Below are 16,544 nucleotides of genomic sequence, written 5' to 3'. Positions count from 1 at the left end.
TTAACGACGGTCCGGACGGCACAGCCAGCCTCCCGGGCCGAGTAAGGGAGTGCAGTGGCGAAGGTCCGGGTATACGAGCTCGCTAAGGAGTTCGGCGTAGAGAGCAAGGTCGTCATGGCCAAGCTCCAAGAGATGGGAGAGTTCGTCCGTTCGGCGTCCTCGACCATCGAGGCGCCGGTGGTCCGCAGGCTCACCGAAGCTCTGGGCGCATCGAAGGGTGGGCCCTCCAGGGGCGGCGGTTCGTCGTCCAACAGGCCGCAGCCGCCCAAGGCTGCGCCCCGTCCGGCAGAACACCAGGCCGGCAACGGCGCCGCGGAGGCGCCGACCCCTACCCCTCCGCGTCCTGGCCCGGCTCCGAGGCCCGGCCCGCGTCCCGGCCCCGCGGCTCCCGCGGGCGGCGCGCAGCCGCGTCCGCCGGTGCCGATGCCCCACCAGCCGCAGCAGCAGCCCGAGGCTGCGCGCGGCGAGGCCTCCGGGGCTCCGCAGGCCCGCTTCGAGAGCGCGGCCGGTTCCGGCGCGCCCGCGCGTCCGACTCCGGGGCCGCGTCCGGGTCCCGCCGCCCGTCCGGGTCCCAAGCCCGGTCCGGCGCCGCGTCCCGGGCAGCCTTCCGGTGGTGGCGGCGGCGGTCAGCAGCAGGCTCCGCGTCCGGGTGCGCCCGCAGGCGGCGGCCCGCGTCCTGGTCCCGGTCCCAAGCCGGGTCCGCGTGGCCCGCGTCCGGGTAACAACCCGTTCTCGTCCAACGCCAGTGGCATGGGCCAGTCGCGTCCGCCGCGTCCCGGCGGCAACCGCGACGGTGGTGGCCCCGGTCAGCGCGAGCGTCGTGAGGGTCCGCCGCGTGACGGCGCGGGCCCCCGTCCGCCGCGTCCCGGTGGCGGCGGCGAGGCCGGTCCGCGTCCCGCGGGTCCGCGTCCCGGTCCGCCCGGTGCGGCCGGTCCGCGTCCGGGTCCCGGCGCCGGTGGTCCGCGTCCCGGTGGGCCGCGTCCCAACCCGATGATGATGCCGCAGGGTCGTCCTGCCGGTCCGGGCGGTGGCCCGCGTCCCGGTGGTGGCGGCGGTGGCGGTCGTCCCGGCGGCGGTGGCGGCGGTGGCCGTCCCGGCGGTGGCGGCGGTCGTCCCGGTGGCGGCGGCGGCTTCGCCGGTCGTCCCGGTGGCGGCGGCGCCGGTCCCCGTACCGGCACCGGTGGTCCCGGTGGCGGCGGCGGTGGCTTCGGCGGTCGCCCGGGTGGCGGCGGCCGCGGTCGCGGCGGTGGCACGGCGGGCGCGTTCGGGCGTCCCGGTGGCCGTCCCGCGCGTGGTCGTAAGAGCAAGCGTCAGAGGCGCCAGGAGTTCGACAACATGTCGGCGCCGGCGATCGGCGGTGTGCAGGTCGCTCGCGGCAACGGCGCGACGATCCGCCTGCCGCGCGGCGCGTCGCTGTCCGACTTCGCCGACCGCATCGGCGCGAACCCCGCCTCGCTCGTGCAGATCATGCTGCACCTCGGCGAGATGGTGACCGCGACCCAGTCGGTCAACGAGGAGACGTTGCAGCTCCTCGGCGCCGAGCTCGACTACAACATCCAGGTCGTCAGCCCGGAGGAGGAGGACCGCGAGCTTCTCGAGGCCTTCGACATCGAGTTCGGCGAGGACGAGGGCGACGAGGCCGACCTGGCCGCGCGTCCGCCGGTCGTGACCGTCATGGGTCACGTCGACCACGGTAAGACCAAGCTGCTCGACGCCATCCGCAAGACCAACGTGGTGGCGCGCGAGGCCGGTGGCATCACCCAGCACATCGGTGCCTACCAGGTCCCCGCGGTGCACGAGGGCGAAGACCGGAAGATCACCTTCATCGACACCCCGGGTCACGAGGCGTTCACCGCCATGCGTGCCCGAGGCGCCAAGTCCACCGACATCGCGGTGCTGGTGGTCGCGGCCGACGACGGTGTGAAGCCGCAGACGATCGAGGCGCTCAACCACGCCCAGGCGGCCGACGTGCCGGTCGTGGTCGCGGTGAACAAGGTCGACAAGGAGGGTGCCGACCCCAACAAGGTCCGTGCCCAGCTCACCGAGTACGGCCTGGTCGCCGAGGAGTACGGCGGCTCGACCCTGTTCGTCGACATCTCGGCGAAGAACGGCACGGGCATCGACAACCTCCTCGAGGCGATCCTGCTCACCGCCGACGCCGAGCTCGACCTGCGGGCCAACCCGACGATGGACGCCCAGGGCATCGCGATCGAGGCCCACCTCGACAAGGGCCGCGGCCCCGTCGCGACCGTCCTGGTCCAGCGCGGCACGCTGCGCGTGGGCGACTCGATCGTGTGTGGCGAGGCCTTCGGCCGCGTCCGCGCGATGCTCGACGACAACGGCGACGCGGTCGAAGAGGCCACGCCGTCGCGTCCGGTCCTGGTGATGGGTCTGACGGCCGTTCCCGGCGCCGGTGACAACTTCATCGTCGTCACCGACGACCGCATGGCCCGCCAGATCGCCCAGCAGCGCGCGGCGCGCAAGCGCAGCGCCGACATGGCGAAGTCGAGCCGCCGCCTCACCCTCGAGGAGCTGTTCAGCAACCTCGAGAAGGGTCGCGTCGACGAGCTCAAGCTCATCATCAAGGGTGACGTGTCCGGTTCGGTGGAGGCCCTGGAAGACGCCCTGCTCAAGATCGACGTCGGCGACGAGGTCAGGCTCCGTGTCCTGCACCGCGCGGTCGGCGCCATCACCGAGTACGACGTCAACCTGGCCGTCGCCGACGACAACGCGGTCATCATCGGCTTCAACGTCCGCCCGGAGCCTCGGGCGCGCGACCTGGCCGAGCGCGAGGGCGTCGACATCCGCTACTACTCGGTCATCTACCAGGCGATCGAGGAGATCGAAGCGGCGCTCAAGGGCATGCTCAAGCCCGAGTTCGAAGAGGTTCAGATGGGCACCGCCGAAGTCCGCGAGGTCTTCAAGGTGCCGAAGATCGGCAACGTCGCCGGTTCGCTGGTCCGCTCCGGCACGATCGTCCGCAACAGCAAGGCCAGGGTGATCCGCGATGGCGTCGTCATCGCCGACAACCTGACCGTCTCGTCCCTGCGTCGCTTCAAGGATGACGCGACCGAGGTCCGTGAGGGCTTCGAGTGCGGCATCGGTGTCGGTTACAACGACATCCGGATCGACGACACGATCGAGACGTTCGAGATGCGGGAGAAGCCGCGGGCCTGACCCGCGGCCGGGCGCCCGGCGGAACCTCCGCCGGGCGCCTCTCGCACGTCCGGGCCCCCTTCCCACCGCAGTGGACCGGTCGTGCTTCCACCCCACCAGGCCAAGCGGTGGTTTCACACGATGTATGTGGGTGCTCTGACCCTGGACATCCTGCTCGGCGACGTGCGTTCGCTGAAGCAGAAGCGCTCTGTCGTCCGGCCTCTGATCGCCGAGCTGCAGCGACGTTACCCGTCCATCGCGGTGGCCGAGACCGGTCACCTTGACCTGCATCGCAGGTGCGAGGTGGGCGTCGCGGTGATCTCCGCCTCTGCGGGTAACTGCAAAGAGGTGATGGACGCCTGCGAGCGGATGGTGGCCTTCCGCCCTGAAATCGAGTTGCTGTCAGCCAGACAGCGCCTCTACAACGACGAAGATTGAACGACAGCACGGCCAGGTCGTGCGTGAGGGGGAGCGAACATGGTGGATGCCGCACGAGCGCGCAAGCTCGCCGACCGCATCCAGCAGATCGTCGCCGAGATGCTGGAGCGCCGGATCAAGGACCCGCGCCTGGGCTTCGTCACCGTGACCGACACGCGGATCACGGCTGACCTGCGTGAGGCGACGGTGTTCTACACGGTGTTCGGCTCCGACGCCGAGCGGTCCGACAGCGCGGCCGCCCTCGAGAGCGCCAAGGGCATCATCCGCGCCGAGGTGGGCCGCCAGACCGGCGTGCGCTTCACCCCGACGCTGGCGTTCCGGCATGACCCGCTGCCCGACAGCGCCCGCCAGCTCGACGACCTGATCAACGCCGCCAGGGCGCGGGACGCCGAGGTGGCGCGCCGGGCCGAGGGCGCGGCCTACGCCGGCGAGGCCGACCCCTACAAGAAGCCCGATGAGGGTGAGGACGACCAGGCGTGACGTCGCACGTGCGCGCCCGAGCCGAGCAGCCCTCCCAGGAGGCCACGGGGATCCCCGAGGCCGCCTGGGAGCGCGCGGTCCAGCTCATCGGCCAGGTCGACGAGGTCGCCCTGGCCTGTCACGTGTCGCCCGACGGCGACGCGCTCGGCTCGATGCTGGCCGTCGGTTACGTGCTGCGCTCGATCGGCAAGCGGGTCGTGGCCTCCTTCGGTGACCAGTACTTCGCGGTCCCGCGGATCCTGCGGTTCCTGCCGGGGCAGGAGATGTTGTGCCCGCCGGCCGACTACCCCGAGGCGCCGGCGTTGATGATCACCTTCGACTCCTCCACGTTCGAGCGGCTGGGCCTGCTCAGCCCCAACGCGGCCAGGGCGGAGGAGGTCATCGTGATCGACCACCACCCGTCCAACGCCGGGTTCGGCACGCACAGCCTCATCGACCCGCAGGCGGCGGCCACGGCCATGCTGGCCGAGCAGCTCATCTACCGGCTCGGCGGCAGCCTCGACCGGGACATCGCCACCTGCCTGTACACCGGCCTGGTGACCGACACGGGCTCCTTCCGCTACGCCTCGACCACGCCGGCCGTGCACCGGATGGCGTCCCGGCTGGTGGCCACGGGCCTGCACACCGACGAGATCGCCCGCGAGCTGTGGGACCGTTCGCCGTTCGGCTACCTCAAGGTGCTGGCCAGGGCGCTCGACCGGGTGCAGCTGGAGGGCTCGATGGTCTGGACGTACGTGCCGCGGGTCGACCGGGCCGCGTACGGGCTGCCGTACTCGGAGATCGAGGGCATGATCGACATCGTCCGGCGCACCGACGAGGCCGAGGTCGCGGTCGTGCTCAAGGAGGACGACCACGGCGACTGGCAGGTGTCGACCAGGTCCAAGGGCGGGGTCGACGTGGCGGCCGTGTGCGCCGCGCTGGGCGGCGGCGGGCATCACAACGCGGCCGGGTTCACCTCCTACGACAGCGTGGAGGAGACCATGGCCAAGTTCAGACGAGAGCTGGGGAAGGCTGGATGGCCGAGAGCGGTCTGATCATCGTCGACAAGCCGGGCGAGTGGACCTCGCACGACGTGGTGGCCAAGATGCGGCGCATCGCGGGCACCCGCCGCGTCGGGCACGCCGGCACGCTCGACCCGATGGCCACGGGCGTGCTGGTGATCGGGGTGGAGAAGGCGACCCGGCTGCTCGGGCACCTGGCGCTGACCGAGAAGGTCTACGAGGCCACGATCCGGCTGGGCGTGTCCACCAACACCGACGACGCCGAGGGCGAGACCGTGGCCACGGCGTCGGCGGCGGAGGTGGGCGCGGCCGAGGTGCACAAGGGCGTCGAGGCGCTCACCGGCGCCATCATGCAGGTGCCGCCGCAGGTCAGCGCCATCAAGGTCAACGGGCAGCGGGCGTACAAGATGGCCCGCGCGGGCGAGGAGGTCGCGCTCGCGGCCCGGCCCGTGACCGTGTACGGCTTCGACGTGCTCGACATCAGGGCCGCCGGCGACGTCATGGACGTCGACGCGGTCGTCACCTGCTCCAGCGGCACCTACATCCGGGCCCTGGCCCGCGACCTGGGGGCCGCGCTCGGCGTCGGCGGCCACCTGACGAGCCTGCGCCGGACCCGGGTCGGCCCCTACGACCTGTCGCTGGCCCGGAGCATCGACCAGCTCGCCGAGGAGTGCGTGGTGCTGCCCATCGGCGAGGCAGTCTCGGCGGCGTTCCCGCGCCGGGATGTGACCGCCGAGGAGGCGCGCGTGATCGGCCACGGCGGCCGGCTGCCCGCGGTCGGGCTCGGAGCCGGGCCGATCGGCGTGTTCGGGCCGGAGGGCGAGCTGCTGGCGCTGGTGGAGGAGCAGGGCCGGATCGCCAAGCCGCTGGCCGTGTTCGCGGGCTGAGCGCCGCCGCCGGGCCGGCCGTGTTCGCGGCCAGGGCCCGCCGTGTTCGCGGCCGGCCCGCGGGCCCGTCGTCAGGCGGGTTTGCGGGCGACCAGGATGTCGCGGACGATCGCCTGGTCGACCCAGTGCTCGAAGTCGGGGTAGTCCATGACCTCCAGGCCGGCGCCGGTGAGGATCGCGGCCAGCTCGGCGCTCTTGCCGCCGTAGGTGTTCCAGGAGATGCCCATCGCGCCGCCGGGGCGCAACAGCTCGGCCCAGACCGGCACGGCCTGCCTCAGCAGCTCCAACGGGCTGCGGGACAGGCCGCCGCCGCCCTTGCTGCCGTGCTGGACGCCGTAGGGGGCGTCGGTCACGACGACGTCGAACGTGCGGGGCTTGAAGAACTCCCGGCTCTTGAGCGTGTCGGCGTTGACCACGGCGAGCTGCTGCACGTCGCCCGCCTTGACGGCCTCCTTCGACAGCCCGAACGTGACGTTGAGCCGCCGCCCCACCAGCGCCCGCGCCCGCCGCACCGGCACGGTCTCGGCGGTGTGCTTGAGCCGCTTGTTGCGCAGCCAGGTCTTGATGAACGTCGTGTACGCCTCGAAGTCCTTGCCGTCGACGTCGAGGCCGTAGGCGTCGTAGCCGTACATGAGGGCCTGGTTGAGGGTGGTGCCGCGGCCGCACATCGGGTCGAACACCGACAACCTGCCGGACATGGGCCGGTCGGAGGCGAGCACGGTGACGTTGAGCAGCAGCTTGGTGAAGTGTTCGTTGGTCTTGCCGGCGTATTTCTGGATGGTCAGCAGGTCGCTGCTCAGCCGGTCGAGCGGGCGCATGGCCAGCGGGCGCAGCAGGTCGCCCTCGACGCCGAAGACCGCGTAGACGGAGGAGAGGTTGGACAGCAGCGCGACGTCGGGCTCGGAGAGCGGCTCGGCGGTCTCGAACGTGATGTACGGGACGCCGCCGATGGTGGTCTCCGCGCTGCTCAGCACGGTGTTCTCGATGGCGTGGTCGCTGAAGACGGCCAGCTCGCCCCTGGTCAGGCGTGGGGAGCTCTCACCGTAGACCCGGTTGAAGGCGGGCAGGATCAGGAGCGCGTATCGAGGCATGATGGCTCATCCTACTTGCGGGAATACCGCGCTCCGCCCCTCGATTGGAGGTGAGCGGGAGGTGCATGGCAGGCTTGTCTCGGATTGATCTGCCACGAACGAATGGGGCCTAGCGTGCGGGGTTCGAGAAGGTCTGTGGTGACCATCGGCGTGTACGACGGGGTCCATCGCGGGCATCGCAAAGTGATCGAGCGGACGGTCGAGCTGGCCCGCGAGCGGGGGGCGCGCAGCGTGGCGGTCACGTTCGAGCCGCATCCCGACGAGGTGGTGCTGCCGGGCACCCGGCGGGCGCGGCTGACCACGCTCAAGCGGCGCGCCGAGCTGCTGGCCGAGCTGGGCATCGACGACGTCGAGGTGGTGGAGTTCACCCTCGACCTGTCCCGGACGAGCCCCGACGACTTCGCCCAGGGCATGCTGAGCGAGCGCCTCGGAGCGGCGGTGGTCGTGGTCGGGGCGGACTTCACGTTCGGGCACCACGCCGTCGGCGACGTCGAGACGCTGCGCACGCTGGGCGACAAGTACGACTTCGAGGTCGAGGTGGTGCCCCTGCTCGACGGCATCTCCTCGACCTCCGCCCGCGAGCTGATCGTCGCCGGTGACGTCGAGGGGGCCGCCGCCGAGCTGGGCCGTCCCCATCGGGTGGAGGGCGTGGTGGTGCGCGGCTACCAGCGGGGGCGGCAGCTCGGCTTCCCGACGGCCAACGTCGAGACGCCGCAGCAGACGGCCATCCCGGCCGACGGGGTCTACGCGGGGTGGCTGGAGTGCGTCCCGGTGGCCAACCTGCCCGCGCCGTACGAGGGCGAGCGGTGGCCGGCGGCGATCTCGGTGGGGACTAACCCGACGTTCGAGGGCGTGCCGCGTACGGTGGAGGCGTACGCGCTCGACCGCGACGACCTGGAGCTCTACGGGGTGCACGTGGCGGTGGAGTTCGCCGCCCGGCTGAGGGGCAACACCCGTTTCGAGTCGATCGAGGCGCTGATCGACCAGATCCACGCCGACGTCGACGCCGCCCGCCACATCACGTCGTGACACCGGGCGGCGACGTCAGCAGTCGCGGGCGTGAAACGCTTGACTCCGATGGTAACCTTGCATGTCGGCTCTGTAACGGTGGCGCTCTGCGCTGCTCATGACGGCCTTCACGCGGCGACTGTAGGCACGCACGGTCGTTCGCACTCTCATCTCATTCGCGCGTGTCCGTAGATCGAAGGAGAGCCGTGTCCCTCGACACCGCTGCCAAGAAGACCATCATCGGCGAGTACGCGACGACCGAAGGCGACACAGGTTCGCCCGAGGTGCAGATCGCGCTGCTCAGCAAGCGCATCAGCGAGCTCACCGAGCACCTGAAGACGCACAAGCACGACCACCACAGCCGTCGTGGCCTGCTTCTGCTCGTCGGTCGCCGGCGTCGTCTGCTGAAGTACCTGCAGAAGGTCGACATCCAGCGTTACCGTTCGCTCATCGAGCGACTCGGTCTGCGCCGATAACATGAAAGGGAGCGGCGTAGGACGCCGCTCCCTTCTCATATGGCTCCGCCCATGTGGGTAGGGGCACACACGACCGGCGCGTCGTGGCGGCGAGCCGCCGCGCCGTCGGCGTACAACTGAATATCCGAGACACACAGCCCCCGCGTCCGATTCAGCACCATGCGACCCGCGACGCCTGCGGGCCGGTCCTCGGTAGTGGCTTCCGGTAAGAACGACCGGGCGCTTCGATCGAAGACCGGCGCTGCACCTTCTATGGGGAGACGCGCTGATGGATCGCCGCCACCGTGCCACCGGGCACGACGGATGGGCGGCAATCTGACGAGCGGGTCCTTTCATAGGCACGAGGGTGCCGGTGAGAAAAGAGGGCGCGGGTGACCGACCACAAGGAGGTCCCCCGTGGAGGGTGTCCACACCGCTGAAGCCGTCATTGACAACGGCTCTTTCGGCACGCGCACGGTCCGGTTCGAGACCGGCCGTCTCGCGCGCCAGGCGGCGGGTTCCGCCGTCGCCTATCTCGACAACGACACGATGGTGCTCTCGGCCACCACCGCGTCCAAGGCTCCCAAGGAGAACTTCGACTTCTTCCCGCTCACGGTCGACGTCGAGGAGCGCATGTACGCCGCGGGCCGCATCCCCGGCTCGTTCTTCCGCCGTGAGGGTCGTCCGTCCGAGGACGCGATCCTGACCTGCCGCCTGATCGACCGGCCGCTGCGCCCGTCGTTCGTCAAGGGGCTGCGCAACGAGATCCAGGTCGTCGCCACGGTCATGGCGCTCAACCCCGACCACCTCTACGACGTGGTCGCCATCAACGCCGCCTCGCTGTCCACGCAGCTCGCCGGGCTGCCGTTCTCCGGCCCGATCGGCGGCGTGCGGGTCGCGCTGATCGAGGGCCAGTGGGTGGCCTTCCCGACGCACCCCGAGCTGGAGCGGGCCACGTTCGACATGGTCGTGGCGGGCCGCGTGCTCGACGACGGCGACGTCGCGATCATGATGGTCGAGGCCGAGTCCACCAAGGACACGCTCAAGCTGGTCGCCGAGGGCGCGGTCGCGCCGACCGAGGAGACCGTCGCGCAGGGCCTTGAGGCCGCCAAGCCGTTCATCAAGGTGCTGTGCGAGGCGCAGTCCCGCATCGCGCAGGTCGCCGCCAAGGAGACCACCGAGTACCCGGTCTTCCTCGACTACCAGGACGACGTCTACAACGCGGTCGAGGCCGCGATCAAGACCGAGCTGGCCGCCGCGCTGACCATCGCCGGCAAGCAGGAGCGCGAGAGCGAGCTCGACAAGGTCAAGGCGCTGGCCGCCGAGCGGCTGCTGCCCGAGTTCGAGGGGCGCGAGAAGGAGATCTCCGCCGCGTTCCGCTCGGTGATGAAGAAGCTCATGCGCGAGCGGGTCGTCAAGGACGGCGTCCGCATCGACGGCCGTGGCACCAAGGACATCCGCGCCCTGTCGGCCGAGGTCCACGTGGTGCCCCGGGTGCACGGCTCGTCCCTGTTCGAGCGCGGCGAGACCCAGATCCTGGGCATCACCACGCTGAACATGCTGCGCATGGAGCAGAACATCGACACGCTCAACCCCGAGCGGACCAAGCGCTACATGCACAACTACAACTTCCCGCCGTACTCCACCGGTGAGACGGGCCGCGTGGGCTCGCCCAAGCGCCGCGAGATCGGTCACGGCGCGCTGGCCGAGCGGGCGCTCATCCCGGTGCTGCCCTCGCGCGAGGAGTTCCCGTACGCCATCCGCCAGGTCTCCGAGGCCCTGGGCTCCAACGGCTCGACCTCGATGGGCTCGGTCTGCGCCTCCACGATGGCGCTGCTGGACGCCGGTGTGCCGCTCAGGGAGATGGTCGCCGGCATCGCGATGGGCCTGATCAGCGAGGGCGGCAGCTACGTCACGCTGACCGACATCCTCGGCGCCGAGGACGCCATGGGCGACATGGACTTCAAGGTCGCCGGCACCAAGGACGTCATCACCGCCCTGCAGCTCGACACCAAGCTCGACGGCATCCCCGCCTCCGTGCTGGCCGCCGCGCTGAAGCAGGCCAAGGGCGCCCGTCTGGCGATCCTCGACGTGATGCAGGAGGCGATCGACTCCCCGGCGGAGATGAACCCGACCGCGCCGCGCATCATCACGATCAAGGTTCCGGTTGACAAGATCGGCGAGGTCATCGGCCCGAAGGGCAAGATGATCAACCAGATCCAGGACGACACGGGCGCCGAGATCACCATCGAGGACGACGGCACGATCTACATCGGCGCCACCGACGGGCCCTCCGCCGAGGCGGCCCGGTCGGCGATCAACAGCATCGCGAACCCGCACATGCCCGAGGTCGGCGAGCGTTACCTGGGCACGGTCGTCAAGATCGCGGCCTTCGGCGCGTTCGTCTCGCTCATGCCCGGCAAGGACGGCCTGCTGCACGTCTCCCAGATCCGCAAGCTGCACGGCGGCAAGCGCATCGAGAACGTCGAGGACGTCATGGGCGTCGGCGAGAAGATCCAGGTCGAGATCGCCGAGATCGACGGCCGGGGCAAGCTCTCCCTCGTGCCCGTCGAGGTCATCGAGAAGGAGGCCGCCGAGAAGGAGGCCAAGGCCGCGACCGGCGACGAGGACGGCGAGGCTCCCGCGCCCGAGGCCGACTCCGCCGCCGCCGAGGACAAGCCGGAGCGGCCGCGCCGCACCCGGACCCGCGTGCGCACCAGCCGCCCCAACGAGGGCGACGACCGCAACTCGTGACCGGGCAACCACAGTTCTCGGCACCCCCGAAGCAGGAGGCCTCGTGATGACCACCACGCTGCACCCCGGAAAGGACGGAGCCGGGGTCGTCAGGCGCACCGTCCTGCCGGGCGGGCTCCGTGTGGTGACCGAGACCATGCCGACCGTGCGTAGCGTCGCGGTCGGCATGTGGGTCGGCATCGGCTCGCGTGACGAGGCCCCCGAGCACATGGGGGCCACGCACTTCCTCGAACACCTGCTGTTCAAGGGCACGCCCACGCGGGACGCGATGGAGATCTCGGCCTCCATCGAGGGCATCGGCGGCGAGATCAACGCCTTCACCGCCAAGGAGTACACCTGCTACTACGCGCGGGTCCTCGACGAGGACCTGCCCGTGGCGGTCGACGTGCTCGCCGACGTGGTGACCAGCTCGCTGGTCACCGAGGAGGACGTCGAGTCCGAGCGCGGGGTGATCCTGGAAGAGATCGCCATGCACGACGACGACCCGTCCGACGTGGTGCACGAGCAGTTCGCCGCCGCGCTCTACGGTGACTCGCCGATCGGCCGGCCCATCCTGGGCACGGTCGACTCGATCAACGCCCTGGGCCGCGAGCGCATCGCCGAGTACTACCACCGGTACTACCGGCCGCGTACCACGGTGGTGTCGGTGGCGGGGAACGTGCGGCACGAGGAGGTCGTCGAGCTGGTCGCCCGCGCGTACGAGCGGGCGGGCGCGCTGGAGGGCCCCTACGAGTTCGCCCCGCCGCGCACCAGCGGGCCGGGCGCCGAGACCCGTTCCGGGGTCAGGGTGCTGGACCGGCCGACCGAGCAGGCCAACCTGGTGCTCGGCACGACCGGCATGTCCCGCACCGACGACCGCAGGTTCGCGCTCGGCGTGCTCAACGCCGCGCTGGGCGGCGGCATGTCCTCCCGGCTCTTCCAGGAGATCAGGGAGAAGCGCGGGCTGGCCTACTCGGCCTACAGCTACACCTCGGCCTACGCCGACACCGGGCAGTTCGGGATCTACGTGGGCTGCCTGCCCTCGAAGATCGACGACGTGCTCAAGATCTGCCGCGACGAGGTGTCCCGGGTGGTGGCCGAAGGCATCACCGCCGACGAGATCATGCGCGGCAAGGGGCAGATGCGCGGCGGGCTCGTGCTCGGGCTGGAGGACACCGGGTCGCGCATGTCGCGGATCGGGAAGAACGAGCTGGTCTACGACGAGCTGATGTCGGTGGACGAGGTGCTGGCGCGGATCGAGGCGGTCACTCCCGACGAGATCGGCGAGGTCGCCCGTGACGTCCTGAGCCGGCCGCTCACGCTGGCCGTCATCGGGCCGTACGGGGACAAGGACTTCTCGGACGCCATCGCCTGAGCGGTCCGCCCCGGCTGGGGTTCTTTTCGAGGGGGAGAGCGGGGTTCCGCTCTCCCCCTCTCGGTTCGGGGGGTGCTTGGGAGGGGGTGGCGGGCGTAATAGGGTTGGGGGCGTGATCAGGGTTGGTGTGCTGGGCGCGCGTGGTCGCGTGGGCGTCGAGGTGTGCAAGGCGGTCGAGGCTGCGGACGACCTGGAGTTGGTGGCCGCGCTCGACAAGGACGATCCCGTCGAGGGGCTCGAAGGCGCCGAGGTGGTGGTCGACTTCACCCATCCCGACGTGGTCATGGGCAACCTGGAATGGGCCATCGCCCACGGTGTGCACCCGGTGGTGGGCACCACGGGCTTCGACGCCGGTCGGCTGGAGACCGTGCGCGGGTGGCTGGAGCGGTCGCCGGGCGTCAACTGCCTGATCGCCCCCAACTTCGGCATCGCGGCCGTGCTCATGATGCACTTCGCGCAGCAGGCGGCCCGCCACTTCGAGTCCGTCGAGATCATCGAGCTGCACCACCCGAACAAGGCCGACGCCCCTTCGGGCACCGCCCGGCGTACCGCTGAGCTGGTGGCCGAGGCGCGCGGCAAGGCCGGGCTCGGCGGGATGCCCGACGCCACCAGCACCGCACTCGACGGCGCCCGCGGCGCCGACGTCGGCGGGGTGCACGTGCACGCGGTGCGCCTGTCCGGGCTGATCGCCCACCAGGAGGTGCTGCTCGGCGGCGACGGCGAGATCCTCACCATCCGGCACGACACGATGAGCAGGTCGGCGTTCACGCCGGGCGTGCTGCTGGGCGTGCGCCGGGTGCGCGAGCTGCCCGGCCTCACCGTGGGCCTGGAGCCCCTGCTCGACCTGTGACCGCTGCACGACGTGCCCATGACCGCAGCGGACCGGGGTCATGGGCACGTCGTGAGGAGAGGGTCCCGGCTCCGCACAGCCGGGCCTACGATCATCAACACTAATACCAGCGGCGTGGTCCACCCGAAACATGAGACCGTGTCGTCATGGTGCGATGGGCGGACCCGGGCGAGCTTGCCGGGCTGATCTCCGTGGAACTGGCCGCCGACAAGCTGTTCGAGCAGGCCGGCATAGTCTTCCCGGCGGGCACGACCATGGTCGAGGACGTGACGGACGCGGCCTCGGTGCTGGTCGAGGGCGACCCGCCGGCCGGGTTCGCGATGATCGGCTGGGTCGACGGCAACCTGCATCTCGACCAGCTCGCGGTGCACCCCGACCACATGCGGCAGGGCATCGGCGGGCGGCTGGTGGAGGCGGTGGCCGACCACGCGCGGGCGGTCGGGGCGCCGGCGGTCACGCTGACGACGTTCCGCGACGTGCCCTGGAACGCCCCCTGGTACGAGCGGCACGGCTTCGCGGTGCTGCCCGAGGCCGAGTGGGGTCCGGAGCTGCGCGCGCTGGTGGAACACGAGCGAGAGCTGGGCATCGAGGTGGCGCCGCGGGTCGTGATGCGCCGATAGCCTGGGCGGGTGAGCCGGTTTCGTGATGAGTTGTGGCAGGTCGTCGGCGGTGTGTACGACCAGATCCTGGCCCACCCGTTCCTGTCGGGGCTGACCGACGGATCCCTGCCGCGCGAGGCGTTCCGCCACTACGTGGTGCAGGAGGCGCACTTCCTGCCCGACTACGCCAGGGCGCTGGCGGCCTGTGCGGCTCGCTCGCCGGAGCCGTCCGGCGTGCAGCGTTTCGCCCGCGACGCCGCCATGACCGTCGAGGTCGAGCACAGCCTCGTGGTCGAGCTGCTGGCGGCGTTCGGGCTGGACGAGGCCGACGCGCGCAAGACGCCCGCCGGGCCCACGACGGTCGGTTACACGTCGTACCTGGTGCGCACGTGCTCGCTGGGCACGTTCCCGGAGGCGCTGGGCGCGATCGTGCCCTGTTACTGGATCTACGCCCGGGTCGGCGAGACCCTGCTCGGCCGTTCCTCTCCCGACCCGCTCTACGCCTGGTGGATCGACACCTACGGCGGCGAGGGCTACCAGGAGACCGTGGCGGGGGTGCTCGACCTGCTCGACGGGCTGGCGCCGGGCGGCGAGGAGCGGCTGCGGCTGCTCGACCGCGCGCTCACCACGGCCCGCTACGAGTGGATGTTCTGGGACGCGGCCTGGCGCCGGGAAGGCTGGCCATGCGGCTGAGGGACCTCCTCCAGGCCGGCCAGCTCGCCCTGAAGGTGCTGACCGGGCACGACCTGCTCGACCGGCGCGTACGCGGTGTCGCCACGACCGACCTGCCCGACCCGGCCATGTTCGTCAAGGCGGGCGAGCTGGTGCTCACCGAGCTGACCTGGCACACCGGCCCGGCCTCCTCGCGTGACTTCGTCGCGAACCTCGGGGACGTGGCGGCGCTGGTCGCCGGCACCGCGCTCAAGGTGCCGCCGGCCGACCTGATCGACGCCTGCGCCGAGGCCGGCCTGCCGCTGCTGACCCTGCCGGTGGACGTGCCGTTCAGCCAGGTCACCGAGCACGTGCTGCGGGCCCTGATCGCCGAGCTGGGCACGCCGCCGCGGCCCGCGTACGCCGCCCGCAGGCGGCTGGCCAGCACCCTGGTCGACGGCGGCAGCCTCACCAAGCTCGTCACGGCGGTGGCGGGCGAGCTGGACGTGCCCTGCTGGGTGCTCTCGCCCACGGGCCGGGTGGTCGTCGGCTCCCAGCCGCTTCCCGCCGCGGCCCGGCTGCGGCTGGCGCACACGTTCCTGACCGCGCGTTTCCTGCCGGGGATGGTGACGCAGGAGGACGGCACGGCGCTGTCGGTGTTCCCGGTCAGCAAGGGGGCGCCGCACCGCATCGCCAACTGGTTCCTGGCGTACGCGGGCGAGCAGGTGCAGGGGGAGAACGAGGACCTGGTCGTCGAGCTGGCCGCGCTGGTGGCGCTGGAGCGCTCGCGGCTGGAGGCGGCGCAGCGCATCGAGCGGCGGGTGCTCGACCAGCTGCTGACGCTGCTGGAGTCCGGCGACGCGGCGCTGCCCGGCGTGGTCTCGCGGCTGCACACGCTGCACGTGGAGACCGAGCACGGCCTGCTGGCGGTCGCCCTGTCGGCGCGGCTCGACGGCGGCGGCGACGAGGTCGCCGTGCCCGTGCTGGACGAGCTGCTGCGGCCGCTGGCGCCCGGCATCGTCACGGCCACCGGCCCCGCCGAGGCGGTCGCGCTCGTCCCGCTGGCGGGCAACACGGCCGACGAGCTGACGGCCCACGTGCTCAGGGGCGCGCGCACCCTGGAGGCGGGGCTCGGTCAGGGCCGCATCACGCTCGGGATGAGCAGCGTGACGACCGGCCCGGCGGCGCTGAGCAGCCTGATCGAGGAGGCCAGGCACGCGCTCACGCTGGCCGGCCTGAGCGGCGACCGGGTCAGCGTGATCACCGGCGACGACGTCAGCTCCCACCGCACGCTGCTGGCCGCCATCCCGGGGGAGCTGCGCCGGGCGTTCCGGTCGCGGCTGCTGGGGCGGCTGGAGTCGTACGACGCGGCCAACCAGACGGATCTGCTGGAGACGTTGCAGGCGTACCTGGAGGAGTCGGGCTCGTGGGCGGCCACGGCCGAGCGCCTGCACGTGCACGTCAACACGCTGCGCTACCGGCTGCGCCGGATCGAGGAGCTGACCGGCAGGTCGCTCAACTCCTGGGACGAGCGGGTCGACTTCATGCTGGCCCTCAGGATGCGCTGAGGATGCCGGCCCTCAGGATGCGCCGAGGCGCGCCCGCACCTCCTCCACGCCGGGGTTGACCAGGGCGGAGCCGTCCGGGAAGACGACCGTGGGGATGAGCCAGGAGCCGCCGTTGAGCTCGGCGATGTGCTCGACGGCGCCGGGGGTCTCGTCCACGTCGATCTCGGTGTACGGGATGCCGGCGCGGGACAGCTGCGCCTTCAGCCGGTGGCAGTGACCGCACCAGGGAGCGCTGTACACGGTGATCATGTA

At 71.3% G+C, this 16,544-nt stretch carries 15 protein-coding genes; 13 read left to right on the top strand and 2 right to left on the bottom strand.

Annotated features, from left to right (window positions below; all coding sequences use genetic code 11):
• Window positions 1-54 precede the first annotated feature (54 nt).
• From infB to truB, 5 genes are all read left to right on the top strand, one after another.
• Entirely contained in the window at window positions 55-3,177 is a 3,123-nt protein-coding gene (gene infB, locus ACNF49_RS47395; RefSeq protein WP_357988100.1) for a translation initiation factor IF-2, read from the top strand.
• 120 nt (window positions 3,178-3,297) lie between these two features.
• Window positions 3,298-3,594: a DUF503 domain-containing protein gene (locus ACNF49_RS47390; protein ID WP_352320823.1), complete on the top strand. Its 297-nt coding sequence runs from the start codon at window positions 3,298-3,300 to the stop codon at window positions 3,592-3,594.
• A gap of 39 nt (window positions 3,595-3,633) precedes the next feature.
• Entirely contained in the window at window positions 3,634-4,074 is a 441-nt protein-coding gene (gene rbfA / locus ACNF49_RS47385; RefSeq protein ID WP_482941812.1) for a 30S ribosome-binding factor RbfA, read from the top strand.
• Entirely contained in the window at window positions 4,071-5,108 is a 1,038-nt protein-coding gene (locus tag ACNF49_RS47380) for a DHH family phosphoesterase (RefSeq protein ID WP_482941811.1), read from the top strand. Before rbfA ends, ACNF49_RS47380 begins: the two co-directional genes overlap by 4 nt.
• A complete protein-coding gene (gene truB / locus ACNF49_RS47375; protein ID WP_357988093.1) occupies window positions 5,090-5,962 on the top strand; it encodes a tRNA pseudouridine(55) synthase TruB in 873 nt (290 codons plus the stop codon). The genes ACNF49_RS47380 and truB overlap by 19 nt, the downstream gene beginning before the upstream one ends.
• 71 nt (window positions 5,963-6,033) lie before the next feature.
• Here truB and ACNF49_RS47370 read toward each other — a convergent pair whose 3' ends face one another.
• A complete protein-coding gene (locus ACNF49_RS47370; RefSeq protein WP_482941810.1) occupies window positions 6,034-7,053 on the bottom strand; it encodes a TRM11 family SAM-dependent methyltransferase in 1,020 nt (339 codons plus the stop codon).
• Between the two features lie 102 nt (window positions 7,054-7,155).
• Between ACNF49_RS47370 and ACNF49_RS47365 the strand changes: the two genes are divergently transcribed.
• The 8 genes from ACNF49_RS47365 to ACNF49_RS47330 all read left to right on the top strand — a co-directional run bounded on the left by ACNF49_RS47365 (window position 7,156) and on the right by ACNF49_RS47330 (window position 16,292).
• On the top strand, window positions 7,156-8,082 hold the full coding sequence (locus tag ACNF49_RS47365) for a bifunctional riboflavin kinase/FAD synthetase (protein ID WP_482941809.1): 927 nt from the start codon (window positions 7,156-7,158) through the stop codon (window positions 8,080-8,082).
• Between the two features lie 185 nt (window positions 8,083-8,267).
• The gene (gene rpsO / locus ACNF49_RS47360; protein WP_195896693.1) at window positions 8,268-8,537 is read left to right on the top strand and encodes a 30S ribosomal protein S15; all 270 of its coding nucleotides are present in this window, start codon (window positions 8,268-8,270) and stop codon (window positions 8,535-8,537) included.
• 396 nt (window positions 8,538-8,933) lie between these two features.
• Window positions 8,934-11,270, top strand: coding sequence for a polyribonucleotide nucleotidyltransferase (locus tag ACNF49_RS47355; RefSeq protein ID WP_482941808.1), 2,337 nt, complete (start codon window positions 8,934-8,936; stop codon window positions 11,268-11,270).
• Between the two features lie 46 nt (window positions 11,271-11,316).
• Window positions 11,317-12,624, top strand: a complete 1,308-nt coding sequence (locus tag ACNF49_RS47350) for a M16 family metallopeptidase (protein ID WP_357988081.1) — start codon at window positions 11,317-11,319, stop codon at window positions 12,622-12,624.
• A gap of 112 nt (window positions 12,625-12,736) precedes the next feature.
• On the top strand, window positions 12,737-13,474 hold the full coding sequence (dapB, locus tag ACNF49_RS47345) for a 4-hydroxy-tetrahydrodipicolinate reductase (protein WP_357988077.1): 738 nt from the start codon (window positions 12,737-12,739) through the stop codon (window positions 13,472-13,474).
• A gap of 146 nt (window positions 13,475-13,620) precedes the next feature.
• Complete coding sequence (locus tag ACNF49_RS47340; protein WP_357988074.1) at window positions 13,621-14,094, top strand: GNAT family N-acetyltransferase; 474 nt, start codon at window positions 13,621-13,623, stop codon at window positions 14,092-14,094.
• A 9-nt stretch (window positions 14,095-14,103) separates the two neighbouring features.
• Entirely contained in the window at window positions 14,104-14,766 is a 663-nt protein-coding gene (locus ACNF49_RS47335) for a TenA family protein (RefSeq protein ID WP_357694398.1), read from the top strand.
• Entirely contained in the window at window positions 14,757-16,292 is a 1,536-nt protein-coding gene (locus ACNF49_RS47330) for a PucR family transcriptional regulator (RefSeq protein WP_357988068.1), read from the top strand. Before ACNF49_RS47335 ends, ACNF49_RS47330 begins: the two co-directional genes overlap by 10 nt.
• A 12-nt stretch (window positions 16,293-16,304) precedes the next feature.
• On the opposite strand, the gene ACNF49_RS47325 is transcribed toward ACNF49_RS47330, so the two are convergent.
• Window positions 16,305-16,541 carry a glutaredoxin domain-containing protein gene (locus tag ACNF49_RS47325; protein WP_482941807.1) on the bottom strand — a complete coding sequence of 79 codons (237 nt, stop codon included), beginning with the start codon at window positions 16,539-16,541 and terminating at the stop codon, window positions 16,305-16,307.
• Between the last annotated feature and the right edge of the window lie 3 nt (window positions 16,542-16,544).

This window comes from Actinomadura sp. ATCC 39365 (assembly GCF_054392275.1).
Note: the sequence above shows the minus strand (reverse complement) of the source record. Positions and strands in the feature narration are given on the sequence as shown.